General features: G+C 65.0%; 11 protein-coding genes. 5 read left to right on the top strand and 6 right to left on the bottom strand.

Annotation, left to right across the window (positions count from 1 at the left end; genetic code table 11):
- Positions 1 to 17: 17 nt before the first annotated feature.
- A complete protein-coding gene (locus PS060_RS02725) occupies positions 18 to 2228 on the bottom strand; it encodes a transglycosylase domain-containing protein (RefSeq protein WP_273985283.1) in 2211 nt (736 codons plus the stop codon).
- A gap of 596 nt (positions 2229 to 2824) precedes the next feature.
- Here PS060_RS02725 and PS060_RS02720 point away from each other — a divergent pair.
- Genes PS060_RS02720 through PS060_RS02700 form a run of 5 tightly spaced genes read left to right on the top strand, consistent with a single transcriptional unit; the run spans position 2825 to position 16676 of the window.
- A complete protein-coding gene (locus PS060_RS02720) occupies positions 2825 to 4489 on the top strand; it encodes a S8 family serine peptidase (protein ID WP_273985282.1) in 1665 nt (554 codons plus the stop codon).
- A gap of 11 nt (positions 4490 to 4500) precedes the next feature.
- Complete coding sequence (locus PS060_RS02715) at positions 4501 to 8013, top strand: DUF6603 domain-containing protein (protein WP_273985281.1); 3513 nt, start codon at positions 4501 to 4503, stop codon at positions 8011 to 8013.
- Positions 8013 to 10751 (top strand): hypothetical protein, encoded by a 2739-nt coding sequence (locus PS060_RS02710; RefSeq protein ID WP_273985280.1) that lies wholly within the window; start codon positions 8013 to 8015, stop codon positions 10749 to 10751. Before PS060_RS02715 ends, PS060_RS02710 begins: the two co-directional genes overlap by 1 nt.
- Positions 10748 to 15337, top strand: coding sequence for a hypothetical protein (locus PS060_RS02705; RefSeq protein ID WP_273985279.1), 4590 nt, complete (start codon positions 10748 to 10750; stop codon positions 15335 to 15337). The genes PS060_RS02710 and PS060_RS02705 overlap by 4 nt, the downstream gene beginning before the upstream one ends.
- A 4-nt stretch (positions 15338 to 15341) precedes the next feature.
- Entirely contained in the window at positions 15342 to 16676 is a 1335-nt protein-coding gene (locus tag PS060_RS02700) for a hypothetical protein (protein ID WP_273985277.1), read from the top strand.
- Positions 16677 to 16693: 17 nt separating this feature from the next.
- Here the strand turns inward: PS060_RS02700 and PS060_RS02695 are convergent, their stop codons facing one another.
- The 5 genes from PS060_RS02695 to PS060_RS02675 all read right to left on the bottom strand — a co-directional run bounded on the left by PS060_RS02695 (position 16694) and on the right by PS060_RS02675 (position 25480).
- Positions 16694 to 17881 (bottom strand): acyl-CoA dehydrogenase family protein, encoded by a 1188-nt coding sequence (locus PS060_RS02695; protein ID WP_273985276.1) that lies wholly within the window; start codon positions 17879 to 17881, stop codon positions 16694 to 16696.
- Between the two features lie 412 nt (positions 17882 to 18293).
- Positions 18294 to 19475, bottom strand: coding sequence for a GIY-YIG nuclease family protein (locus PS060_RS02690; protein WP_273985275.1), 1182 nt, complete (start codon positions 19473 to 19475; stop codon positions 18294 to 18296).
- On the bottom strand, positions 19468 to 21540 hold the full coding sequence (locus PS060_RS02685; protein ID WP_273985274.1) for a DEAD/DEAH box helicase: 2073 nt from the start codon (positions 21538 to 21540) through the stop codon (positions 19468 to 19470). Before PS060_RS02685 ends, PS060_RS02690 begins: the two co-directional genes overlap by 8 nt.
- On the bottom strand, positions 21537 to 22724 hold the full coding sequence (locus tag PS060_RS02680) for a hypothetical protein (protein WP_273985273.1): 1188 nt from the start codon (positions 22722 to 22724) through the stop codon (positions 21537 to 21539). Before PS060_RS02680 ends, PS060_RS02685 begins: the two co-directional genes overlap by 4 nt.
- The gene (locus tag PS060_RS02675; protein WP_273985272.1) at positions 22721 to 25480 is read right to left on the bottom strand and encodes a class I SAM-dependent DNA methyltransferase; all 2760 of its coding nucleotides are present in this window, start codon (positions 25478 to 25480) and stop codon (positions 22721 to 22723) included. Before PS060_RS02675 ends, PS060_RS02680 begins: the two co-directional genes overlap by 4 nt.
- Positions 25481 to 25599: the final 119 nt, after the last annotated feature.

Raw genomic sequence — 25599 nt, 5'->3', positions numbered from 1 at the left:
TGGGGAGAGATGTGGGATCAGCATGAGTCGTTGCCGCAATCGATGGTGAAATCCTCGTCCTCGTCGCCGGTATCGCGGCGGCTGCTGCGGCGCTGCGGCTGCTGGACGATGGTGGATGGCGGCGGACGCTGCGCGGTGGGCAAGGGCAGGCGCTGGGGCGTGCCGGAGGGCTGCTGCTGCCCGGCGCTGATGTCCTCAAGCTCGCGCCGGGCGCGCCGCAGCGCTTCCTCGCCTCCGCCCTCGAACCCGGCGCTTGAGGGCACGCCGATGGCATTGCCGGGCATCGGGCGGCTTTCCGCCTCAAGCTGGTCGAGCGTGCGGGGCACGCCATTGCCGCTTGAGTCGATCCCGCGCGTGCTGGAAACGGGGCGGAAGGGGGTTCCGGTGGCCGGAATCTCGACCGTCCGCCCATCGTCGCCGCGCAGGGGCGGGAGGGCGGGAAGTGTGCTGCCGTTACCCGCTGTGCCGCCACCATCGCCGCTGCTGCCGCCGCCGCCGCCGCCGTTGCTGCCGCGACCAGCCGCGCCGCCGGGATCGGCACCGGCCGTGGGGATCATCAGCCGGTCGGCTGCGATCGCGCGCAGCATGAAGTCGCGCCACAGCCGCGCTGCTGCATCCCCACCGGAGATTTCCGGGTTGGCGATGCCGGTGTCATTGCCGAGCCATACCCCCACCACCAGCTCGCCGGCATAGCCGATGAACCAGGCGTCGCGGTTGTTCTGGGTGGTGCCGGTCTTGCCATAGGCGGGGACAGGCAGCTTGGCCGCCTTGCCGGTGCCCCCGTCGATCACCGCGCGCAGCATCGCGCGCATATCGCTTGCCGCCTGCTCTTCGAGCGGCTCGGCGGTCTGCGCAGCGGCGGCGCGGTCTTCCTTTTGCGCATCGGTCACCGGTTGCAGGCCATAGGGCACCACCCCGGCCTTGCCCGCCGCGACCCCGGCATAGGCCGCCGTCATCGCCATCGGCGATGCACCGATCGTGCCCAGCGCCAGCGAGGGGTTCATGTCCACCGCCCCGGTGATCCCGAAGCGGCGCATCATATCGACCACCCGGTCAGGCCCGACCTCTTCGAACAGGCGCACCGCGGCGACGTTGCTTGAAGAGGCAAAGGCCTGCGTGAGGCTGATTTCGCCCCCATATTGGCCATTGGCGTTGGCCGGACGATAATCGCCCTCGGTGATCGGGGCGTTCGACACCAGCGAACCGGGACGCATCCCGGTCTCGAGTGCGGCAAGGTAGGTGAACAGCTTGAAGGTCGATCCCGGCTGGCGGTTGCCGCTGGTTGCGCGGTTGAATTGCGAGCGGCTGTAATCCCGCCCGCCGATCATCGCCACCACCTCGCCATTGGGGCGCATCGCCACCAGCGCGGCTTCGACCCCGTCATAGGGCAGCGCGCGGATGGCCTCTTGCGCGGCGATCTGGAGGCGTGCGTCGAGCGTGGTGGTGACCCGCTGCTCGGCATATTCGCGCCCGACCATCGCGCGCGCATCGGCCATCACCCAGTCGGAGAAATAGAAGCCCGTCTTCTGGGGCGGATCGCGCCGGATATCGAGTTCGGCAATGGCGGGGAGGCCATCCCGGCCGGGCGGGAGATAGCCGGCCGCCTGCATCGCCTCTGCCACCCGCATTGCCCGTTTGCGCGCCTTGGCCTCGTTGCGCGCCGGATCATAGGCGCTCGGCGCCTGCACCAGCCCGGCCAGCATGATCGCCTGTTCGAGCGTCAGCCGCTCCGGCTGGCGGCGGAAATAGTGGAGCGAGGCGGCGCGCAACCCGTAAACATCCTGTCCGAACGGCACCATCGAGAGATAGCGTTCGAGGATCTGATCCTTGGTCAGCCACATCTCCAGCCATACCGCAATCGCCGCCTCGCGCGCCTTGCGGCCGTAGCCGGGATCGGGATTGCCCGTCTCCGGATCGCGCAGATAGGCGTTCTTGGCGAGCTGCTGGGTGATCGTGCTGCCGCCCTGACGCGGCCCGCCGGTCAGGTTGTTGTAAAGCGCGCGGCCGATGCCGATGGGGTCGATCCCGATGTGGCTCGGGAAGCGGCGATCCTCGATCGCGTAAAAGGCCTGCGCGACGTGCTTGGGCAGCTTTGCCACCTCCACCGGCCGATCCATCCGGTAACCGGCCTCGGCAAAGGGCACGCCCTCGCGGGTCAGCAGGATCAGGCGGCCCGGCACCATCGGCTGCGCCGAGGCCGCGATCGGGACAGTCCACCAGAGCCACACGGTAACAGCGACAAGAAACGCGGCAAGTAAAGCTGCGCTTATGACAGCAACACGACGCAAGCGTTGCCAGCCCGAGCGAGTTGGCGCGGCAAATCCTTCGGCTTTTTGACTTGCCCCTTGCAACATAATGGAATCGCTTGCCCCTTGGGCAAAACGTGGCAACTCGTTAGCAGGGTGTCAAACGCAAACTCATGGTGGCAGGGGCAGTTAAACTTGTCGGGCAGGCCTTGCCGCACTTGGCAGCGCAGCATCAGCGCGCGGATCTGATGTTGCGCAGGCGGGCGGGGCGGGCTGCGCTGCTGCCAATTGCGGATGAAGGCAGGCCCGCACCGCAAGTAAAGTTCTTCATTCGTGCTGACCAGCCCAAGTCATTCTGACGCTGGTCATCGGCAGGTGGGCGCGTAAGCTAACACGAAATTACTGTTTTTTGTCGCATTTCGCCAATCTGCTTTGGTGGGTCGAGGTGATGATAAGGGCATAAAAATCACACGGTCGTAACGTGGTGGGCTCTATCCTGAAAATGCGCGCGTGATCCGTCCAACGGACGGATGTGGCTATCGGGAAACGGCTCTGATCTTCGATCGTGAGGTTTTCCGATGGCCGTAGGTTTTGCTCCAGGCGCTCCCAATCCGATACCGGTCACGGCGGCTCAGCCGCATGACAAGCCGAACGAGCCGTGGGAACTGCGCTTCAGCCGCTTTGTCAACGAAGGCGGGGAGACTGGGGCGCATAACCTGACCGGCGGCGTGGGTCAGCGCGGCGCGGGGATCACCATCGCGCATCTCGATACCGGCTACACGCTGCATCCGGAACTGATGCACGGCGGCCGGGTCCGGACGCAGGACGCCCGCACCTTTACCGACCCGGCCCCGTCCTACCTCTCACTGAAGAACCTCCCGTCCTATCTTGAGCAGACGCTTAACGTCCATATCGGCGCCGGAATTGTCGTGACCAGCAACTCGGTGCAGATCACCGCCGGAGCGTCCGCGCGGGTCGTTTTTCCCGATAACGGGATCGATATGCTGCTCGGGCTGAACCCCAGCCACGGCTGTTCGACGGCGAGCCTGTTCATGAGCCCGGTTGCTGTTCCGCCGGCGACCAATCCCGGGAACAACCCGCCCCAATATCCGGTGACGGCGCCGCAGGTCGCCGAGGGGCTCGGGGCGAACCGCATCGACATCATCGGAACCGCGCCCGAAGCGCAATACTTGCCGGTACGGGTGACGGATTCGGTCATGGTCGACCCGATCGTTGCCAACAACATGGCGACAGGTCTTCGTTATATCCTCGATAAGGCGAAGACCGATTCCAGCATCGGGGTCATTTCGATCAGCCTTGGAATGGCTGCCGGTGAGGCGTTGAAATATGCGGTGATCGAACAGGCGATCGGGGCGGTGGCAGACGCCGGAATCATCGTCTGCGCTGCCGCAGGGCAGACCGTGGAGGGTCATCATTCGCTGTTCGAAGGCTGGGCTCAGACAGCCGAAAGCCTTGCCGGCACCGCCAACCAGGGAAGCGCAGCGGCGCAGGAGGCGGCCCGGGTTGCGCGAATTGTCGAGGTAGTGGCCGACTTCACCGGCCTTGCCCTCGGTAGCAGCTACCCCACGATGAAGGCCTTGTGCGACGATCTGGTGGCAAAGGCCAAAGCTGCTGGGCGAAGCGCACAAGAGATTGCCCGGTACCTGCGCTTTCTTGAACTGCTGCTGGCCAACGAGGCGCGGGCAGCACGGATCATCGGGGGGCCGGCCTATCCCGGGTCGGATATCAATACGATCTGCTGCGCCGCTTGCGACGTTCACGGCAACCCCTTGAATACCGGACTTTACGGCATCGAAGTGGATATTACCTCGCCGGGCGTGCAGACCTTCAGCGCGCGCAGTGTGCTGAATGGCCAAGGCGGGGTCGATCATTTCGTTCATCGCAGCGACGGCACTTCCTATGCGACCGCAATTACCGCCGGGGCCTGCGCGCTTTGGCAGGCGCATCATGGACGCCAGAATCTCATCACCCGCTTTGGCAAGCACCTGATGGTTCACGCCTTTCGCTGGGCGCTCAAACATTCGGCGGCAACGCAGACGGTGACCGGGGCGCAGGCACCTTGGGATGCTGCGCGGCGCGGCTTCGGGATGCTCGATGCCGCTGCGCTGTTGCAGGTGCAATTGCCTGCCAATGCCAATCTGCTGATCGAAGCGCTGCATAATGAGGGCGTTATCGATGTTGTCACGCGGGCGCGGCTGCGCACGCTCTCTAACCTGAACTGAGGGAGCAAGTCATGCCCAGCGATCCCATGGCAAAAGTCCTCGTCGGTTTTGTGACCGAAGCGCTGCACTTCGTCTCGCCGATCATCGCGGCGACCGAATCGGTGGACGAACTGCGCGCGCTGCTGGCCGAGATGGGCTACGATCCCACCGCCGTCGACACGACGCAGCTGCAGAATGCGCTGGGCGGCATGAACCCGACGCTGCTGGACAGCCTTGAGGATGTGGTGACGGGCGGTCCGGATATGCTCGCCAGGCTCGGGGCGTTGCTGGGACGGATCAAGGATCTCGACGGGCTGCCCGCCCTTGCCGACGTCGTCGACGATCCGGCGGACTTCTTTGACGAGCTGTTCGACCGGTTGTGCTACCGTTATATGCTCTCGCGCGCACCGATTTCCCTGACGGTGCTCGACGCTCTCGGGGTGCTGGCGACCAAGCCGATCAAGCCCAAGCCCTCGGACCCGGATGGGCGCGATGTGGCCTATACTTCGGTGCGGCTCAATTGGGACGTGCTGGGGCTGTTCTTCCGCGACAATCGGCAATGGGGGCACGAAATCTATGGCTGGGGGCCGACCCCTTCCGGCGGGCAGCCCAAGGCCTTCGATCACGTCAAGGCGATCACCAAGATTTCCAATATCGTGCGGGCAACCCACCTGGCGATCGTCTATAACCAACCGCTCAGCGCGGCGGAAAAGGCGCAGTTCCTGCAAGGCGCGGGCGGCGATGAAGTACTGCGCATGAACCTGCCCTTCAGGCAGGACGATTTTGCCGGCTTCCGTCCCGATGGCACCCCCGAGTTCCGGGACGAAATCGGGTTGTCGCTGCTGCCCTTCGGCGATCTGGCGCAGCCCGATGATCTGGGGCTGGCCGTCGGGCCCTATGCGCGGGGCGGCGACGACATGACCATCCCGCTGAGTCCCGAACTGGATCTCAGGCTGAAGGCCGGAGTGGGAGGCACGGGCGGGGCCTATGTCACCATCCAGCCGGACGGTCTGGATGTGAAGGTCGGCGGTGCGGTGGACGCGCAGTTCGAGATCAGTGCGCTCTACAAGCAGGCTGACGGCGCCCCGACATTCCTGATCGGCGCGGAGGGCGGCACCAACATCCGGGTCGACCGCATCCTTGGGACAGTCGGCGGATCGATCACGGCGGCGAGCGCGGGAAGCGGCACTGGCGATCTGTTCGTTGCAGCAGGTGTCGAAGGGCTGGCGGTCACGATTGACATGGGCGAGGACGGGCTGCTGTCCACGGTCATTCCCGAACCGGTCGAAATCGACGCGGGCGACATCCTGCTGGGCTGGCGCACCGGGCGCGGGGTCTATTTCGAGAGCGGCTCTTCGCTGACGGTGACCGTGCCGCTCGATCTTGCGCTCGGGCCGGTCAACATCTTCGAGGCGACGCTCGCGCTGGACTGGTCGCAGGACACGCGCATCGATTTCATGCTGACGGCCGATCTCACCATCGGGCCGGTCTATGCCTATGCCGAGAATATCGGGGTCTCCGCAACAGTGACCCCCGCGCCGGCGGGCAACGGGCTCTTGGGCAAATACGATCTGGGCTTCGCCTTCATCCCGCCCACGGGTTACGCGCTGTCACTCGATGCCGGGGTGGTCAAGGGCGGCGGGTTGCTGAGCGTGCGCGAGGATGAGTATCGCGGTGCGCTGGCGCTCAAGTTTGCAAGCTTCGGGCTGAGTGCCTTCGCGATCCTCAACACCCGCCTGCCGGGCGGCCGGTCGGGCTTCAGCCTGGCGGCCTCGCTGTTCGCCGACATCAATGTGCCGCTGGGCTATGGCTTCTTCCTGAGCGGTCTTGGCGGGGTGATCGGCATCAACCGCACGATCGACACCGACGCCTTGCGCGAGGTGCTGTTTGCCGGGCGGCTCGACAATATACTGTTCCCGGTCGACCCGATTGCCAGCGCGGTGACCATCCTCGATGACCTTGCCGCGATCCTGCCGCCGCGCGAAGGGCAGCACCTGTTCGGCCCGGTGGCGCGGATCAGCTGGGGCGTGCCGCAGATCATCGATATCAAGCTGGGCGTGGTGCTCGAAGTGGGCACAGAGTTCCGGCTGCTGATCCTCGGCGGCATGGGCCTCAATCTGCCCGATCGCAACGTCGCGCTGGTGGCGCTCAACCTGTCGTTTTTCGGCGAGATCGACTTCACCGCCGGGACGGTGAGTTTCGACGCCACGCTGGAGGGCAGCCGCGTGCTGGCCTTTACCGTGACAGGCGACATGGCGCTGCGCACGGGCTGGGGGCAGGGGATCACCCATATCGCCAGCTTCGGCGGCCTCCACCCGCGCTATCCGCGCCCTGCCAATCTGCCGGAACTGCGGCGACTGTCGATCGCATTCGGCACCAACAACCCCAAGATCACGCTGTCGGCCTATCAGGCGATTGCGCTGAATGCGGTGATGTTTGGCGCGCGCGCGGATCTCTACGCCAAGGGGCCGGATATCTGGCTGCTGGGACAGGTCGCCGCGCGCGGGTTCATCGCGTTCGACGCGCTGGTCTATTTCAACCCCTTTGCCTTCGATGTGATGCTGGCCGGCGGGCTTTCGCTGCTGGTCGACGGCAAGGAGCGCGCCTCGCTCGGTTTCCGCCTGTCCTTGCAGGGGCCCAATACCTTCCGCATTTCGGGCAAGGTATGGGTGACGATCTGCGGGATCGACGTCGATTTCGGCATCACCCACACCTGGGGGCAGAAGCAGACAATCGCGCTGCCGCAGGTGAGCGCCGTGGCGGAGCTGCGCAATGCGCTGGAGAAATCGGGCGGCTTTACGCCGGTCGAGGATACCGGGCGGCTGGGCGGGGTCAGCTTCGCCGTTGCCGAAGCCGGCGCGGTGCTGATCGATCCGGCCGGTGGGATGCGCCTGTTCCAGAACGCGGTGCCGCTGAACCTTGCCATCGAGAAGATCGGCGAGGCGGTGGTGACCGGCCCGCGCAAGGTCGATCTCGAAGTCCTGCTCGGCGGGCAGAAGCAGACGCTCACCAATGAGACGGCAGAGTTCGTGCGGAGCCATTTCTTCGCCACCGACGATGCCGCGCGCCTGCGCCTACCGAGCTTCGAGACACACAAGGCCGGCTTCGAAGTCGCGCCCTCGTCGCTGACGCTGTCGGCTGCCACGCCGATCATCGAGGACTATGCCTATGAGGTGATCGAGATCGAGGCCGATCCCGAGGTGCCGAGGCCTGCCCGCATCAACCCGCGGTTTGCGATCAAGCAGCCCTTTGCCGACCGTTACACGCGCGAGGCCTATGGCCTGTCGAAACGGCCCGCGACCCGGCTGCCCGATGTCTACAGCGCGCTCGCGCCGGTCGCCGTGGCACCGCAGGGCTTCGTTTCGGCTGACGTGGTCGAACGCGCGGTCAGCGCAAAGGTATCGGTGGCCGAGCTGCTCGAACGCGAACCGGCATGGGGAACCACGCTTGGCGCGATGGCCTTCGAGACCGAGCGATCGAGCCGCTTCGCCAATGACAGAGTGCAAGGATATGTCGCCGGTGCGGCGGTGCGGGGGAGGATCTGATGGCCGGTCGTTTTGGCTTGTTGCCGCACGCGCGCACCGCAATCGCCAGCCAGACAGCACGCAGCGGGGTGCGGCTCACGTCGAGTTTCGAGGTCAGGGTGCTGGGCGACGGCGCGGTTCAGGGCGCGCCGGTGCCGATGCCGGTCAGCCTGCGCGGGCCGGGCGATGTCACGGGGATCGCTGCGGCGCAGATCATCCGCTGGGAACCCGAGCCGGGCCAGCGCGGGTTCGAGCCGAGCTATTTCCCCTTCGTCGAGTTCATGGACGTCGACCTGCCGTGGCGCTTCTCGCTGACGATCGGCAATCCCGCCCGGCTTACGCCCTGGTTGGCGCTGCTGGCGCTGGCCGATGACGAGGTGCAGGCGCTCGATCAGGGGCGGGCGCCCCTGCCGCGGATCCTCGTGAAGTCGGCCGCGCGCAGCCTGCCCGATCCGGCGCAGGCCTGGGCGACGGCTCATGTGCAGGTCAACATGGACGACGCAGGCAGCCGCAGCGCGGCCCAGATGCTCGCGGATGACCCGGGCAACGGCTTCTCGCGCCTGCTGTGCGCCCGCAGGCTCGCCCCCCGGACGCGCTATCAGCTGTTTGTGGTGCCCCTTTACGAAGCCGGGCGGCTCGCAGGGCTCGGGCAGACGGTTGCTCCTGATGTGGCTGACACCTTCGCATGGACATTCGGCAGCAATGCATCCGTGGAACTGCCCTATTACGCTCATAGCGAACTGACCACCGACGATGGTGCCAATGTCGAACAGCTCCTGCGCAAGCTGCGCGCCTTCAGGGCCGATGCCGATGACGAGCCCGGCGCGCCGCAGCGGGCGCTGGCTGACCGGACGCGCTACTATGCCGACAACACCGGCCCGAGCCGCAGTTTCGAGATCCAGACCGCCTTGGTGCAGGCCGATCATTCGCCCGAAGGCTACAACACCGATCCGGCGCTGGCCCAGGCGATGGCGGCCACGCTCACCGAAGTGATCGCGGGCGAGGGGGCTGACGCTGATGATGACCCGCTCGTCGCCTTCCCGCCCTATGGCTTCCGGTTCCGGCTGGAGACCGGGGTGCAGCCCGCACGCGCGGCGCAGGGCCGGTGGTTCGACCGGGTCAACCTCGATCTCAAGATGCGCCATGCCGCCGCGCTCGGTGCGCGGGTGGTCGAGGAGAATCAGGACACCTTCATGCAATATGCATGGGATCAGTATGACAGCCTGCAGGAGGCCAATCAGGCGCTCCGGCAGCTCGGGCTGGCCCATGATCTGGCGCAGCGGCTGAGCGCGAAGCACCTCGCCAAGCTGCCGCCCGATATCGTCACCGTGCTCGCCGAGCCGTTGCAGCCCTATGTTGCGCTCGACAAGCGCGACGGTGGGCTCACCATCGCCGATACGCTCGCGAGCCATGGCTCGCCCGCGGCCTATGCTTCGATTGGCTTGCGACGACTGGCATCAAAGCGCCCCGTGCGCGTGGCGGCCGATAGCGGCACGGGCGCGGCCAGAGGGGCGGGCTGCGTCGTCCCGGCCCCGGCGATGAAGGGCGATCGGGACGCGCCGGACACGGCCAAGGGCTTGGCGCCCGCGGCGTCCCCGTTCATCAGAGATGGCAAGCTCACCGACGAGGTGGCCGGGCTGTTCATCAAGCGCTTCGGGCCCGAAGTGCAGGTGCAGCGGCCGATGCAGCATGGTTTCAAGGTTACCGCGTTCAGCGCCGCGACCTTCGCCGCTGCGGCTGTGCGAACGGTGGAACTGCTCCCCGGGCTGAAGGCGGACTTTCTGATCCGCGGCCTGTCCGAGGCTGAAGCGCAGGTGCCTGCTCCGGTGTGGCGTTCGCCGCGTATTCCCGTGCCGCTGGCTGACCGGCTGACCGCCGTGGCGCGCGGCGCGATCCTTTCGGGGATCGGCGATCTGCCGGACAACACGGTGGCGATCTTTGCCGAGAACCGGGCCTTTATCGAGGCCTTCATGGTCGGAGCCAACCACGCCATGAATGACGAGCTGCGCTGGCGGGAATTCCCGGCCGATATGCGCGGCACGATCTTTGACCGGTTCTGGAACCGCGCCGCAGCGCCTGACGACACCGCCAGCGCCGACATTGCGCCGATCCATAGCTGGGTATCGTCGCTGGGCAGCAATCCCAATCCGGCCAATCCCGACGGCAATCCGGCGCTGGTGATCGCGATCAAGGGCGACATCGTGCGCAAGCTCGGCCTGCCGCACATCGTCATCAACGAGAGCGCGGCGGCCCAGTGGGCGCCGGGGCAGGGCACGGATTACGAGGCTGCCTTCTTCGGCAAGACCTCGCGCGATCTGATGTATGTCGGGTTCGATCTGCCCAATGCGCGGGTCTTGCAGAACCCCGGCCATTTCCGGCTGGTGATGTACGAGCCGATGGGGCGGCTGCGGTTCGGGCTCGATGTGGGTTCGGCCAAGGTGCGCCATGAACGGCTGGCACTCGGCGCGCGCAGCCTGCCCTTTGCGATGCAGCACCGCAGCATCGACAAGCGGCTGATGCCGCCCGCCCCGGCGCTGGCGATCCGCCCGCCTGCGGCCCCAGCGCTGACGGACTGGGACCAGCTGTCCTGGGAGCACATGACGATCGGCGCGTCCGATTATGTCGATTTCCGCAGCACCCTTGCGCCGCTGGCCGGAGCCGACCTGTGGGGCACGGGCAAGACATCGGCGAGCCTTGCCCGCAGCTTCTGGCAAAAACCGCTCGCCGGGGTTGTGCCGTTCACGAGGATTTTGCCATGAGACCGCCGACGCGCCGCCCCGGAGGGATCCTCCGCCCGACCATCGTCCGGCCCGGCACCGTGGTGCCCTCGCCGACGCCAGCCCCCACCCCCTCTCCCGCGCCGACACCGACGCCCGCGATGCCCCTTGATCCGACCGTGATCGGGGGCAGGGTGATCCGCAATCCGGCAAGACCGGGGGTGGTGATCAATCCCGGCATCGCCATCGATCCCGGTCTGGTGCAGGCCGCGCTCCAGTCGGTCGACCCCTTGCTGCTGTTCCCGATGCGGCTCGAATACCGCGTGGTGCGGCGCAAGGAGCCGGTGACGGTGCTCGACAGCGCGGAGGCGGTAGGCCTCATCAAGAATGCGCGCACAGCGCCGGTCGGACGCACGGCCGCAGAACGCGCGAAGTTCGCCGCCCATGCGGCCAAGGTGCGGCGCGCGCAGGAAGAGGCAAGACCCGGGCTCGTCCAGAGCAAGACCGAAACCGAAGACCACATCTGGTTCCGCTGGTATCCTGACAGCAATTTCTCCGAATCCGGCGTGGCCGCCATCACGCCCGAGGAAATCGCCGCCCGCGATGCCTTTCTGGCTGCGGATGCTGCCCGCGCGTGGCCTGATCTGAGCGATGAGCGGGTCAATCAGGCGTGGCAGTCCTTTGCCGGTGCGGTGGGGCTGGTGCGGGCCGTGCATCTGATGCGCAGCATGAACGATGCGGCTGATCCCGACTGGGCGGCGCGGGTAGGGCGGATCGCGGCGCTGCCTGATCGCGTCGCGCTCTATGCCATCAAGGACGGTGCCCTGACCCCGCTCGCAACAGGTGCGCCGATCCCGGCCAACGGCTCGGCCGGTGGGCCTGCGGGCGGGGCGGGCCCGGTGTCCTATGCGCCCGGCCAGATCAACGCGATGGAATGGCTGACCGATTTCAACGCCGCCATTGCCGAGGGCATGGGCCTGCGCCTGACCGATCAGGCCAAGGTCAAGGCCGCTCTTGATGCCGACTGGATCGTGGCCGTGGGCCTGCACAAGGGCGCAGCCGAGGCCGAGGTCGATGCACTGCTGCGTGATCGCATCGCCAATGGCGAGGCCGAGATTCTCGCGCAGGATGCGCCGACCAACAACTCCCCGACCGCGACCACCGGCTATCGCCGGCAGGTGGCCGATGCCGTGGCCGAGACTGCGCGGCTTGCGCCGACCGGGGCCGTTCCGGCAAGCGGCGCGGCCGGGCTGCTGGCCGAAGCGCTCGGCCTGCCGCCCGGCACGCTCGACCGGCTGGTGAACGCCGCCGACCCGGCCTTCGCCGATGCGCAGGCGATGATGCACGTGATTGGCCCGGCCTTGCTCGACGGGGCGATGGACGGCGAGACGGCGATCGACGGGGTGGACGAAACCGAGTTTCTCGACGCGCTGGCCGCTGCCACCGTGGCGCGGGGCGCGCTCTCGCCGATGCGCTTTGGCAACAGCGCCTACGGCATCGTGCCGATGACGCTGACCAGCGAGTTGCGGCCCGACAAGGGGCCGGGCGCCGGGACAGTGCGCGCCGCGGTTGAAACCTACATGGCCGGGCGCGTCAATGAACTGCGGCCCTTTGCCGTCAGGCAGGCCGAAGCCACGGCCCTGCGGATTGCGCCCGATGATCCGCAGGCGTCTGAAAAGCTGGACGAGATCCTCAAGCGCAGCCGGGCCTCGGTGCGGTTGGATGTCTCGACCGGCGATGTGTCCAAGGGCGAGCTGATCGGCTGCCCGCACGTTCTGGGCCGCAAGCCCGAATACAAGCCCGAAGCCTATCTGCGGCGCTTGCGGGAAGATCCGATCAAGGCGCTCCCCGATCCCACCAGCGCGCAGCCGGAATGGCCGATGCTCTATCGCCTCGCCCGGCTGAGCCTGACGCTCAACACGACCGCCTATGTCATCGGCCCGGTGCCCGGCACCGGCACCCGCACGCGCGGACGGATCGGCGCGCTCGAAAAGGCGAGTGCAGCGGAAAAGAAGCGCGCCCGTCAGGAAACGAAGGAAGTGCTCGGCTTTTCGGTCGAAGCGCTCGGCAAGGCGCCAGCGGGCGCGCTGACCCGGATCGACGTGCGGGCAAAGGCGTTGATGCAGAGAGCAAATTCGCGCTTTGCGGCCGCATTGAAGCACCTTGAGGGGGTGGCGGCGCGGCCGCAAGGGGCGGCGCTGCTCGATACCTTGATGATGGAAACGCTCGACCTGTTCCAGCACCGCATCGATGCCTGGGCGACAGGGCTCGCCTATGCGCGGCTGCGTGCCGTGCGCGCCGAGAGCCGCGACCAGAGCCTTCATGCAGGCTGGTATGGCATGATCGGAAAGCTGCGCCCCACCGGGGTGACGCGCCAGCATGACGGCTATCTTCAGGCGCCCAGCGTTGCGCAGGCGACTTCGGCGGCGGTCATGCGCTCGGCCTATCTGCGTCACCGCGCGGATGGGGCTTTTGCCATCAACCTGCGGTCGGAACGCGCCAACCGGGCGCTCAAGCTGCTCGATATGCTGCGCAAGGGCCAGACCCTTGCCGAAGCGCTCGGGCTGCGCGGGGAGCGGTGGCTGCGCGACAATCGGGGGGCGGGCGAGATTCTGCCGATGCGGCAGGCCTTCCCGCTGCTGGCGGGCGGCTCCGATCCCTCCCCGCAACGGCTGTTCGACGGCCTGCGCTTTGTGAGCGGGCCGGTGCCGACGGGCAATGCCGTCCGCGCCGGACTGCACCGGGCGTTGAGCAATGATCTTGATGCGCTGAGCGACCTTGTTGTGGCCGAAGCGGTGCACCAGCGCGTGGCCGGATCGGTCGATGCGGCGGCGGCGTGGCTCGATGTGCTGTCGGGCGGCTGCGTGCCGGGCCGACCGGCGGTGCTGCGCACGCAGCGGTATGGGCATGGGTCCGAGCACCGCGTGGTGCTGTTGCTGCCAGAGGTCGATCCGGCGCAGCCCGTCGCGGCACGGCGCGGCGTTGCAGACCCGGCCTTTGCGGCGATGGCGCAGGCGCTGATGCCGACTTTCGGCGATGCCTATGTCGAGGTGACTGCGCGCATAGTCGACCCGCCGCAGGCGGCCGTGAGCCAGCGCTACGGGCTGGCTGCCGACCTTGGGCTGGAGCCGATCGACCTCGTGGTCGGCGGGCTGGCCGAGATCAAGGCGCGCGCCGGGCATCTGGCGCGCAGGGGCTGGATCGAGGGGGCGCAGCCCTTTGCCGCCCTCGGCCAGCTGCCGCAGGAGGGGACAGCGGCGGCGCTGGCGGCCGAGGTGATCTGGCAGTTCGACACGAGCGATCTGGAAACCCGGCTGAAGCTGACCGAACAGGCCGAGCGGTTGCGCAAGATCGGGCAATCGGCGCGCTGTCTCGACCCTGCCGATCTCAATGCCGCAGCCGATCCTGGACATGCGTTGAGCGAGCCTGTGGCGGCGCCGGTCTGGGCGGCGGCCACGGCCGATATGGCGGCCCGTGCCAAGGCACTGCTGCTGCGCGTCGAAGCGCACGCGCAAACGCTTGTTGCCGCGCGCACGCAGTTTTTCCGAGATGCCTATGCGGCTGAAGCGAACACTGCCACGCTGACCGAGGCCGAACAGGCCGCGCTGGCAGCACGGTTGCGGCGGCGCTGGTCGACCTTGCAGGCGGCGCTTTGGGATGGGGCCGGATACGGCCTTCCGCAGGCGCTGCGACTGCAAAGCGTAGGCGATATGCGCGGCAATCTGTGGGATGCAGAAAGCGGGGTGATCGCGATCGAGACCCAGCTCCACGACAAGGCCACCGGGCTGTCGCGGGCGCTGGCGAACGCGGCAGGCGCAGCGGGCGCGGTCGTTGCACCTTATCGCGCCGCGCTCGGCGACCTCACGGCTGCGATCCGGGCTGCGCTCGACGGCGAGGCCGTGCCTCTCGCGCCGGTGTTTGCCCGCTCCGATGCCGTCGCGCCCTTGCTCGAAGCCCCGATCCCGACCGCGACGGCGCTCGCCCGGTTTGCACCCGTGCGTAAAGCTCTCGGCAATGCAGCGGCACTGCTGGCCGGGGTTGCCGAGTGGCAGGCCTTCCCGGTTTCGAGCAAGGCCGTGCCCCCGCCCGATGCTGCGGAAGATGCGGCCGTCGAGCCCCCGGTGCAGCACTTCGGCCTGTTCCTTTCGGGCGATGCGAAGCCCGGTCAACGCAGCCACTTCAGCGGCTTCGTGGTCGATGACTGGAGCGAGCAACGCCCCAGCCAGACCCAGAATGCCGCCGTCGCGGTCAATTACGACAGCCCGCAGGGCGAGGCACCCAATTGCCTCATCCTGTGCGTCCCGCCGCGCACGGGCCAGCAGCCCTGGAGCGAAGAGCGGGCGGCGGCGATGGTGCAGGAGACGATCGTCTGGATGATGGTGCGCGCGCTTTCGGTGCACGATCAGGTCCAGCCGCACACCCTCCACCCCGGCACCAATGAGGTGCCGTTCAAGGGCGCGGGAACCCCGACCCCGCGCATTCCCGAAGCGGCCATGCTGTGGACCAAGATCCGGCCCGGATTGGGGTTCGACGGAGTGTTTCAGGCGGTGCCGGGAAGCCTTCCGGTCGACGCCCGATTTACCGCCAGCCTGGCCCAGCGCAGCGGCTTTACCCGGATCAAGGAATAGCGCCATGCCGGTCGAACCGATCAAGACCCAGCGGCTCCATGCCATCGACACCACACCCGACATTCGCGAGGCGCTTGAGGCGCGGGTCAAGGATCCCTTGTGGTTCCTCGCCCGCCAGTGGCAGACCGGCGAATTCGAGGCCGAGAACGGTGGCCGTCCGGTGCAAATCCATGCCGATGCCGAAGAATATGCCTTCGAAGCGCTGCAATTTGCAGGCGGCGGCGGGGCAGTGGTCGATCCGGCTGTGCCGCTCGATTTCCTGATCGAGGCCGAGACCGGCGGCAGCACCCCAAGCGCGCCCGCGTGGAACGCCTTGGCGCTGGAGTATGAATTCGGCCTGTCGGCCCGCGGCCACCAGTTCGCTGCAAGCGAGTATGACGGGCGCGCGCTCGACTGGCATGATTTCGGTCTGACCAAGCAGCACCGGTCGGCAACGCCTCCGGGCGCGGTGACGAGCATGACCATGATCCCCAACCGCTTGCGCTTTCCGGGCTCGCCGGACCCGCGCTGGTGGGCCTTCGAGGAGGGGGACGCCTATTTCGACACGCCCGAAGATCCCGAACCCAATATCCTGTCGATGCTGCTGCCGGAGTTTTCCTTTGTCGATGTCGATAACTGGTATCTGATCCCGGCGCCGATGCGGGCTGGCAGCCTGCGCAAGATCGCGGCGCTGCGGGTGGTCGACAGTTTCGGCGTGGTGACCCCGCTTGATCCGATCGTCGATGACCGGGCCGATGCTGACTGGGCGATGTTCGCCATCGACGGGCAGGGGCAGACGGCGGGACTGGACGGATCTGTGCTGATGGCACCCAATGTCGCCTTGCAGGTGGTCGAGAACGACGAGGTCGAGGAAGTCCGGTTCCTGCGCGATGAAAGCGCCAATCTGGTGTGGGCGTGGGAGCGGCAGATCGAGGGGCCGGATGGGCGCGCCATCGGCACCGGCAATGACGTGGCAGCGGCAGGCGGCGGGCCGCGCGCCACGGCCAGCGGTGCGCCGGAGTTCCGGCTTACGTCCGAGACCGCCCGTGCATGGATCCCCTATGTGCCGCGCCAGATCGATCCGCAGCCGGCGCTATCCGGGCAGATTGTGCTGCGCCGAGGTCGCACCGACGCGCAGGCCTCGGATGCCGCGCCGCAATATCGTTCGCTGATCGTCAGGGAAGCACGAAGCGTCGCTGAAGAGCAGATCCCGCTGACCCCGCTCCGGGTGCGCCGGGTTCATCGCTATGCCATCGGATCGGACGGGACGGCGCATTTCTGGATCGGCCGCGACCGCGAGATCACGACTTCCACCCCGCGCCCCGGCCTCAGGTTCGACTATCTGGAGAACTGGGAATAGGCCGCAGGGCCCGGTCGCTACTGCTCCTGCGCCGCCTTCCAGTCGCGCCGCAGCTTCTTGGCGAGGCTCCACTTGTGGACTTCGGTCGGGCCGTCATAGATGCGGAAGGCGCGGATTTCGCGGAACATTGTCTCGACGATGGTCTTGTCGGTCACACCCGTGCCGCCCATCACCTGGACGCATTTGTCGGCGACCCGCATCAGCGCCTCGGATACCGCGACCTTGGTCATCGAGCTTTCGACCGTGCCCAGTGATCCGGTGTCGAGCACGCCCGCGCACCAATCAATCATCAGCTCGCATTGCTTCAAGTCGATCATGTTCTCGGCGAGCATGAAGCCCACGCCCTCGTGGTCGATGAGGGCTTTTCCGAAGGCCATGCGGCGGTTGGCGTAATCGGTCGCGATCTCCTGCGCGCGGATGCAGCCACCCAGCCACCTCATGCAGTGCGACAGGCGCGCTGGGCTGAGGCGGATCTGGGCGTATTTGAACCCTTCGCCCGCTTGCCCGAGCATCTGGTCGGCGGGCACGCGCAGGTTGTCGATGGTGATCTCGGCATGACCGCCGGGCATCGAGCTGTCGATCGTGTTCGGCACGCCGGTGATCTGGATCGCGGGATCGGGCAAGTCGACGAGGAACATGCAGGCGCCGCCCGCGCTGTCGGGGTCTTCCGACTTCGCCATCACGATCCCGACCTTCGCGCCTTCCGCGCCGGTGATGAAGCACTTCTTGCCGTTCACCACCCAGTGGTTGCCATCCTTGCGGCAGGTGGTGATCATCATCGAAGGGTCCGCGCCCGCGCCGTTGAGCTCGGCAGGCTCTGTCATGAAGAAGGCCGAACGCGCATGGCCGGAGACGAGCGGGGTAAGGAAGCGCTCCTTGAGATCGGGGCTGCCGACCTTGCCGATCAGGTACATATTGCCCTCGTCGGGCGCCTGGGTGTTGCAGGCCAGCATCCCGAGCGGCGTCAACCCCGACTTGATGAGGATCACCGCCGTCTCGCGCTGGTTGAAGTGGCTGCCGTCGGGGCGGATATGCGGGGTTAGCACCCCTGCCGCCCGCGCCAATTCGCGCATTTCCATGACGAGTTCATCGGTTGGCGCGCCGTGGTGGTCGCGGCGCGGATCCTGTTCGTAGGGAAAGATTGTGCCCCGGACAAAAGCCTCGACCCGCGCGGCCATCTCCAACGCTTCGGTGCTGATCGTCATGTCTGGTCGCTTCCCTCTTCCCGTCTGCCAGTGCTGGCATGGGCTGATGCGTGTCCAGCCACGCCGCGGCAAGTGTCAGAAAGAATGAGGCAGCCACCCACAAACGGCACACCGCGCGCCCGCTGGCGTTTGGTCGCCCTGATGCAAAAGGTGGCGGAGACGGAGTCCGCCTAGATTCGTCGAATTTTGTTTTAATATCAAATGTTAAATGGCAAAAAATTAAATCTTACCCACACAGTTCCCCACCTAAACCATAGTTGGCATCCAAAACCTGCCCCGTAACTGTCAAAATCGGAAGGCTTTTTCTGGCTGCAATTCATGGCTTGGGGCCGCTGAAACAACAGCCAAGATGACTTAGATTTGGCCTACGACTTGATTCGGAAGCGAGATGGCGTTGGGTCTGGTGGACAGCTCATGTCGCTGTTACCAGCTGACCGACATCCGGCGAATAGCGAAAGGCCGTGATCGACCTGTCACGGATCCGTTCGACAGCTTCGTTGATCACCGGCAGTGGGACCACAAACCACTCGCGCGGCTTGACCATATGCCCAAACCGGTCAGGGATTGTGAGATCCAGTTGCGCGGCTGCGAATACCTTGTGCAGAAGGCTTTCCAGCTTCTGGCAATTGACCCCGTAGACCTTGTAGGTCGCAACAACATCAACGCCGGCGAGGAGATAGGTAGAGCTCTTCTCGGCACCGGAAATCCGGGTCTCGACCGACCCACTGGTGACGCCGATCTTGTGCACCACCTCACGGTGCTCGGCTACGAAGGGGTGATCGGACCTGCTGCGCAGCACGTAGATGGTGCCCGTTTCCGCTTCGCCATCCTCCGGTCGATCAGCAAACAAAGGGCCAGGCGAAGGGTCTGTGATCCGGCGCCCGGCATCGTCCTCATGCAGCTGACGCTGGAGTGATCGCATCAGCATCCCGCTTTCGGTGCCGTTGTCGAAGATCACCCGCAGCCGGGCGTCGGTCCGCCCCTGCGCATTGGTGAAGATGTCGTCCATTTCGGCGACATAGCTGATGAGCCCGCCGACGATGAAGAAGGCCCCGGGCCGGATCTCAGCCTTCAGCTCAAAGGGACGGGTCACCCGCGTGCCCGAGGCGAGGTCCTGTTTCACCTGCTCGAACAGTAGTTTGAACTTCTCGAAGTCGTGACACTTGTCGCGGCGGGCAATGTCTTCAGCAGCCCGCTTTTCCTCCGCCGATCGAACATGTCGAAGCTGGGTGATGTCCGTGCCGCCAGCTAGATCCGCTAGCTCCGAGGCCAGATCGTCCACGCCGAGTTCCGCGTCGTCAGGGGCAATGGCGGCCGCCCCATCCAGCAGGCCATGCCGATCGAAGGTTGCCAAAAGATCCCGGCAGTCCTGCTGCGCACGTAGGCGATCGAGGCGGACAGCATAAAGCCGCTCAAAGATGTCGCGTCCCTCACCATGCTGCGGCACGCGGCCGTGCTCCTCATAGAAGCGCACGATATCCTCGAAGCCGGCGATGATGCGCTCTTCGCGCGCAGTGTATGTCGCCTGCTTCTTCGCTGCGGGGGCGAAATCGGCAAGTTCGCCTGCCAGCTCGTCGAGATCGAATTCACTCATAGCGGCCTTCCTCGCGAAACCGCATAAAGGCGGCCGCACCCTCTGCAAGGCGCTGTTCCCAGGCGTCGCTTGATGTGATCGACGGAACGCGGCCACGCTCCTTCTTGAATTTAACGGCGGCGACGGCGAGCTCCTTGGCCTCATCCGGCAGGATCTTGGTGCGCTTGGCCGAAATCGCTGCCTGAACCTGTTTGAGAGTGCTTTCAGTCATGGCCTTGGCCAGAACCGCGTAAGCGGCATGCCATGGATTGATGCTGTCGATGAGGTCGATGTCGAGCTCGCGGACGTCCATCGCATATTGCCGGACCCCTTCCAGCAACGCCGTGTTGGCGCGCTGCTCGCCTTCGGTCACGTCGGCCGTTCCCATCGCCAGCGATTTCGCCTTTTGGGTCAGGTTCAGCGCCGCAATCGCATGCTGGCGAACCGCCTCCTGGTCCTCGGCACTGAGGTCGGGATAGCGATCGCGGACGATCTTGCCCATGGCGACCTGAGTCATTTCCTGCGGCGCAGTGTTTTCGTCGAACAATCCGCGCTCGGCCACGCTCTTCTTCTGGACGAAGGCGGCGATCACCTCGTTCAGGTCCTGTTCGCAGATGCGGGCAGCTTCGGGGCTCTTGGGCGTGACGAGACCGGCGATCTCGAAGTGATACTGCCCACGCTCCTCATTTACGCCAACGTTTGCCTTGCCTTCCTGATAGCCTTCCGGCCCGTAGTCGAAATCGGGCAGCGGGCCCGCGTTCTTGGGGCTGAAGGTGAACCGCGGGGCCAGCACCTGTTCCATCAGCAGGCTGGCGGCGATCGCCTTGAGGGTGTCGTTGATCGCATCGGCGACGGCGGCTTCCGAGGCATCAGGCTCGGCGATCAGGTTGGTGAAGGTCGCGACCGACTTGCCGGGAGCATCGCGGGTGGCACGGCCGATGATCTGGATGATTTCGGTGAGGCTGGAGCGGTAGCCAACTGTCAGCGCGTGTTCGCACCAGATCCAGTCGAAGCCTTCCTTCGCCATACCCAGCGCGATGATGATATCGACGTGATCGCGATCATTCTTGTGTGCCGGGTCCTTCAGCGCCGCCAGCACTTTCGTCCTGCGTGCCGGATCGCTGTCGTCGACCAGATCGGCGATCTTGAGCACCCGGCCATCGGACATCGCGACCAGCTCGAAACCTGTGACAGGATCAGCGCCCTGCCATTTGCCGAGGTAGTGCAAGATCTCGTTGACCTCGGCGACCTTGTCCTTGGTGCTTTCCCGAGCGTTGACCGAAGGGATGTGCACGATCGTCTTGCGGGAGGGATCGAGGCAGTGCTCGATCGCCTCCAGATAGCGCCCGGTGTAGAAGAAATAGCCGATGTCGAGCTGCTTGAGGTGCTCATACCCGTTGAGCTGCTCGTAATAGGTGTAGGTGACGGTCTCGAACTTCGCCTCGTCCTCGGGGGTTAAAACCGGCACCGCATCGCCGCGGAAATAGCTCCCGGTCATCGCCACGATATGCACCTTGTCGCGGGCGATGAACTCGGTGAGCTGGTTGCCGAGGCGATTGTCCTCGCCGGCCGAGACGTGGTGGAACTCGTCCACGGCGATGAGGCGATCGTCGAATTCCTCGACGCCGAACCGCTCCACGACGAAGCGGAAGGTGGCATGGGTGCAGACCAGCACCTGATCATCGCTTTCGAGGAAATGGCCGGCCGCCTTGATCTTGGACGGATCAGCCTTCTCGTCATCTGCGCCGGGCGTGTTGCACAGGTTCCACTTCGGCTTGACCGACCAGTCCGCCCAGAAGCCATATTGCGACAGCGGCTCGTCGCCGAAGCTGCCGCCGATCGACTTTTCCGGCACCACGATGATCGCCTGACGCAGCCCCTGATTATGCAGCTTGTCGAGCGCGATGAACATCAGCGCCCGGCTCTTGCCAGAAGCAGGGGGCGACTTGATCAGCAGGTATTGCTCGCCGCGCTTGTTATAGGCGCGTTCCTGCATGGGACGCATGCCGAGTTCGTTGGCGTTGGTCGATGCGCCGCTGCGGGCGGTCTGGAATGATACGGCAGGGATCGGTTTGGCGGCGGTCATGGTCTCCAACCTTCTGCTGTCTCGATGCCAATTTTCCATGCTTCTTCGATTGCACGATCGGAAGCCAAAAAGAACTCGCCTCCAAGAGGTTCCGCCGCATCGACTAGGCTTCGGATCATTCTTTGCTCCCCGGCCTTGGCCGCATGAGAAGTAGCAAAAGGCTGACGCCCTTCCCTTCGTGTCGATTTCGCCACGGACCACTCGAAGGCACCCTTGGGAAGCGCACTGTTGAAGGCATCGCAGCGAGTCGTCGGGCTCTTTGAAAATCCGACTTTGATTATTCTAAGGCCCAACGAAGATCTTCCGAGGAAGTGGTCGGCGTTTCCATTCAATTGCAACATGTAGAGATGCTTGGGCCCTTCAGACTCACGGACCATAAACGCGTTCTGGGAAACGGGGCCGGGACGGCTTGGCTTCAGGGCCTCATGAGCTGGGGCAAGCTTACTTTCGACGGCTTCCCACCCCCATGGGGTTGGCTCCGGCACGAGGTCTAGATTGAGGATCCCCCGAGCCTCTTCGGGAGTGAGCCAGGCACCGTAGCGACTAAGCGGTGTGCCGCGATTGGGAGCGTATGTGGTCGGCGCAAATTCGCTGATCAGCGGCGCGCTATCAGTCGGCACACTCCATGCTCTGATGGCCTCGATCGCATAAGCCCATGACGCCGCGCTAGGCTCAACCTGTCGTTTGCGCTTCAGGCCCTGAGGCGAGAGAAATTGGTCGGTCGGCCCGGCGCGGTGCGAGCATTGATATATCCCCAAGAGGCGTCCGCGCTCGCTCTCGTGCGTTTGTCGGCTGGTGGAGCCGTAGGTTACAGCGAGGAAGCCAGGGCGGCTTTCGGCGATGATGGTATCACGGCGTCCCATATCGGTGAAGGTCAGGCATGGCCAGTCCCAGGGTGTGAAACCGAAATAGCTGGTCAGCAGAACCTTCGGCTCAGGCTCTCGCAAGACCGCAAGCGGGTCGAGAATGAAGTTCCTGTCTCGTCCGTAGGCATGGGCGAGCTCGAATGCCTCGATGCTGCGATAGGTCCCCACAACCTTTGTCGGTGCGATCTGGCTGATCACGCGCCCGTCGGTGGACCAGCCGTGCGCGTCGAACATTGCGCGCAGACCGCCGTATTGTTCCTTGGCGATGCGGTTGACTGCGCGCTTGTCCCAGCCGGGCGACCGATCCGGGGTGCTCACGCCGCTTTCCCCTTGCCGGTCATCTTGGTGTAGAGTTCGAACAGCTTTTCGAGGCGTTCGGTGTCGTTCTTGAAGCGGCGGCCGATGTAGATGCGTTCGAGGGTTTCGTCGTTCTCCTCGTGGGCGCGGCGGAGGTTTTCGGGCATGGCTTCGGGATCGTAGAGATCGGCGATGGTGGCGGGGAAGTGCGCCTCGCGCGCGAGCAGGATGTTCTCGGCGCAAACCGTGAGGTCGGCCTTGTTCTGCTCGGTCAGCTTAGGGAGCGGGAAGGTGTTCCAACCAAGGGTGTTGGAATACGAGAAGTCAGTTCTCATCCGGGCGCAAACTGTCCCTATCCAAACCCAGTGAAGGCGTGAAGCAATCAGCGCCATATTCCAAAGTGGAGCATCGTTAAGCGCGAAGCATTTGAACGTTACAACCGCTCGCTCCGTCAATAAGTCACACGGAAGATATTCGCGGTTTTCAGATGTAGTCTGCGGAACCGCTATGAACCACCGACCTGCCGAATTTTGATCACGGAACCGATAAGGTTTGTCAGCAAGTTGCTGCGCCGTTCCATCCTGAAGCTTCTCAGCGCGCATGTTGCGCACAGCATTTAGGCGATCGGCAATCGACTCCACACTCAGAATGGTTGCTGCTTGATCATCAGTCGCCCAGATGCACACGCGCGGCAGGCCAGATATGACTTCCGTTGACCCGTATATAGGGCGCAGAAACTCTCCTAGAATAGGTTCACGCTCGATCAGCTGGCGGGCTGTCTCCTTGTCGAAGATCAATGGGCCTCCGTAGTATGGGTGGTTCCCGAAATTCATCTTCGATAAGCCGGAGACCGGCGTTTGCTCCGCGCGAACGAACACGTTCGCCGCAGGAACGAGGTAACCATTTAGGTTCTCGACAACAGCAACATTTGTCAGCCCGTCTGCATCGATTGAATACAGCCGAGCTCCACCACCTGGCGCGCCTTTCGACAGGCCCACAATGATAACGGTGATCCCCGCATTCCGAGACGCCAAATTAGCCCATTTGAACGATGTGTGCGCGAAGTTGATGCGAGCACCGCGAGCGAATATCTCTGGCCAGAGAATTGGCACCTGACCGCCTTGGCAAATGGTGTTCGTCGTAACGAACGCGCAGGAAGACTCCGTCTGCTGCATGAAGAGCGCAGCTTTGAAAATCCAAGCAGCAACGTAATCGAGATTACCCCAACGCTTCAGGTGTTTTGAAAAGACGTTTTCAAGGTCGCTCTTTTGGTGAGCGGATTGCTTATTGTAGCCGATGTAAGGCGGGTTCCCGCAGATATAGGTCTCACCCCCAGCATTTTCGAAGTCGATCTCCGACTGATCCAGCGGCGTCTGGAACAAGTCATCCCCGCGCACCTTTACCCCCGTTCCGGTCGGCGGGCAGATGCTCAGCCAGTCGAGCCGCAGGGCGTTGCCGCAGGTGATCCAGTTCTGGCTGTCCAATGGCAGGAACTCGGCCAGCGCTTCCTTCTGTCCGCGATAGAGCACGTCGCACTGGTATTCGGCGATGATCAGCGCCAGCCGGGCAATCTCCGCCGGGAAGTCGCGCAGCTCGATGCCGCGGAAGTTGGTGAGCGGGATCTCGCTGCGACGATCGGGCTCGCCGCGCCGCTTGTTGATCTCGGCCTCGATCGCCCGCATCTCCTTGTAGGCGATCACGAGGAAGTTGCCGCTGCCGCAGGCCGGGTCGAACACACGGATCTTGGCCATCCGATTGCGCAGGTTGAGCAGCTTGCGCGCGTTGTCGCCCGCCTCCTCCAGCTTCGCTCGCAGATCGTCAAGGAACAGCGGGTTAAGCACCTTCAGGATGTTCGGCACGCTGGTGTAATGCATGCCGAGCGCGCCGCGCTCCTCGTCATCGGCGACCGCCTGGATCATCGAGCCGAAGATGTCGGGGTTGATCTTGGTCCAGTCGAGATTGCCGATGTGGATAAGGTATCCGCGCGCGGTGCGGCTGAAGCGGGGGACGTCGATGTTGCCGCTGAAGAGCTGGCCGTTGACGTAGGGAAAGCCGTTCGCCCACGTCTTGATGCCCGCCGCCGTGCGATCGGCCAGCGGGGTGTTCATGGCGCGGAACAGTTCCTGGATCACCTCGTGGGTGTTGTCCGCTCCGCCGCTGGTCATCCGGGTCACCGTCTCGGTGAACTTGTAGCCGGAGTGGAAGATGTCGGTGTCCTCGGCGAAGAAGCAGAAGATCAGCCGGGCCATGAAGTGGTTCATGTCGCTGCGGCGGTCGGCCGCGGCCCACTCAGGGTTGTCCTGCAAGAGGGTGACGTAGAGCTTGTTGAGACGCCCGGTGGCGCGGATGTCGAAGCTGCTCTCGCGGATCTGGGCGACGGTGGTGATGCCGGCGAGCGGGAGGAAGAAGCCAAAGTGGTTGGCGAAATCGGGGTAATCGCAGACGACGGTTTCGCCGGTGGTGACGTCCTCGGCCTCGAACCGGTCACCATCGGTGGCGAGGATGAAGCGGGCTTTCTGGCTGGTGGTCTTGGGGCTGCTGCGCAGGGCCGTCAGGGTGTCGCCGACGGTGCCGGGTTGGCAGGTGGCGATGTGGATGTGGCTGCGCTGGAGGACGGCGCCGGGGATGTCGGACTGGTTGGTGTTGCCCTTGCGCAGCCGGTCGATCGCGGTCTTCTTGTTGCCGAAGGCTTCGAGGAACTGGAACGGGAACTCGGCAGCGTCAAACGGCTGCTGCGCGAGGTCGGTTATGGCGTCGCCGATTTCTACGGGGTTCATGTCGGCTGGTTACGTCGAGCCGGTTGAAGCAACAACCATTTTTGGCCAATTTGGCCGGGGCACCTTTCGATCCGACCGCATCCGACGGAGTCCGGCAACGTTCGACACGCGGGCCGTGG

It is taken from the genome of Erythrobacter sp. BLCC-B19, assembly GCF_028621955.1.
Lineage (GTDB): Bacteria > Pseudomonadota > Alphaproteobacteria > Sphingomonadales > Sphingomonadaceae > Erythrobacter.
The sequence above is the reverse complement of the archived record's forward strand: the minus strand, read 5'-3'. Positions and strand labels throughout refer to the sequence as shown.

Coding starts and splice junctions, on each gene's coding strand:
- PS060_RS02705 (WP_273985279.1), top strand. CDS start 10,748: ATGAGACCGCCGACGCGCCGCCCCGGAGGGATCCTCCGCCCGACCATC.
- PS060_RS02685 (WP_273985274.1), bottom strand. CDS start 21,540: ATGACCGCCGCCAAACCGATCCCTGCCGTATCATTCCAGACCGCCCGC.
- PS060_RS02675 (WP_273985272.1), bottom strand. CDS start 25,480: ATGAACCCCGTAGAAATCGGCGACGCCATAACCGACCTCGCGCAGCAG.
- PS060_RS02715 (WP_273985281.1), top strand. CDS start 4,501: ATGCCCAGCGATCCCATGGCAAAAGTCCTCGTCGGTTTTGTGACCGAA.
- PS060_RS02720 (WP_273985282.1), top strand. CDS start 2,825: ATGGCCGTAGGTTTTGCTCCAGGCGCTCCCAATCCGATACCGGTCACG.
- PS060_RS02700 (WP_273985277.1), top strand. CDS start 15,342: ATGCCGGTCGAACCGATCAAGACCCAGCGGCTCCATGCCATCGACACC.
- PS060_RS02690 (WP_273985275.1), bottom strand. CDS start 19,475: ATGAGTGAATTCGATCTCGACGAGCTGGCAGGCGAACTTGCCGATTTC.
- PS060_RS02695 (WP_273985276.1), bottom strand. CDS start 17,881: ATGACGATCAGCACCGAAGCGTTGGAGATGGCCGCGCGGGTCGAGGCT.
- PS060_RS02710 (WP_273985280.1), top strand. CDS start 8,013: ATGGCCGGTCGTTTTGGCTTGTTGCCGCACGCGCGCACCGCAATCGCC.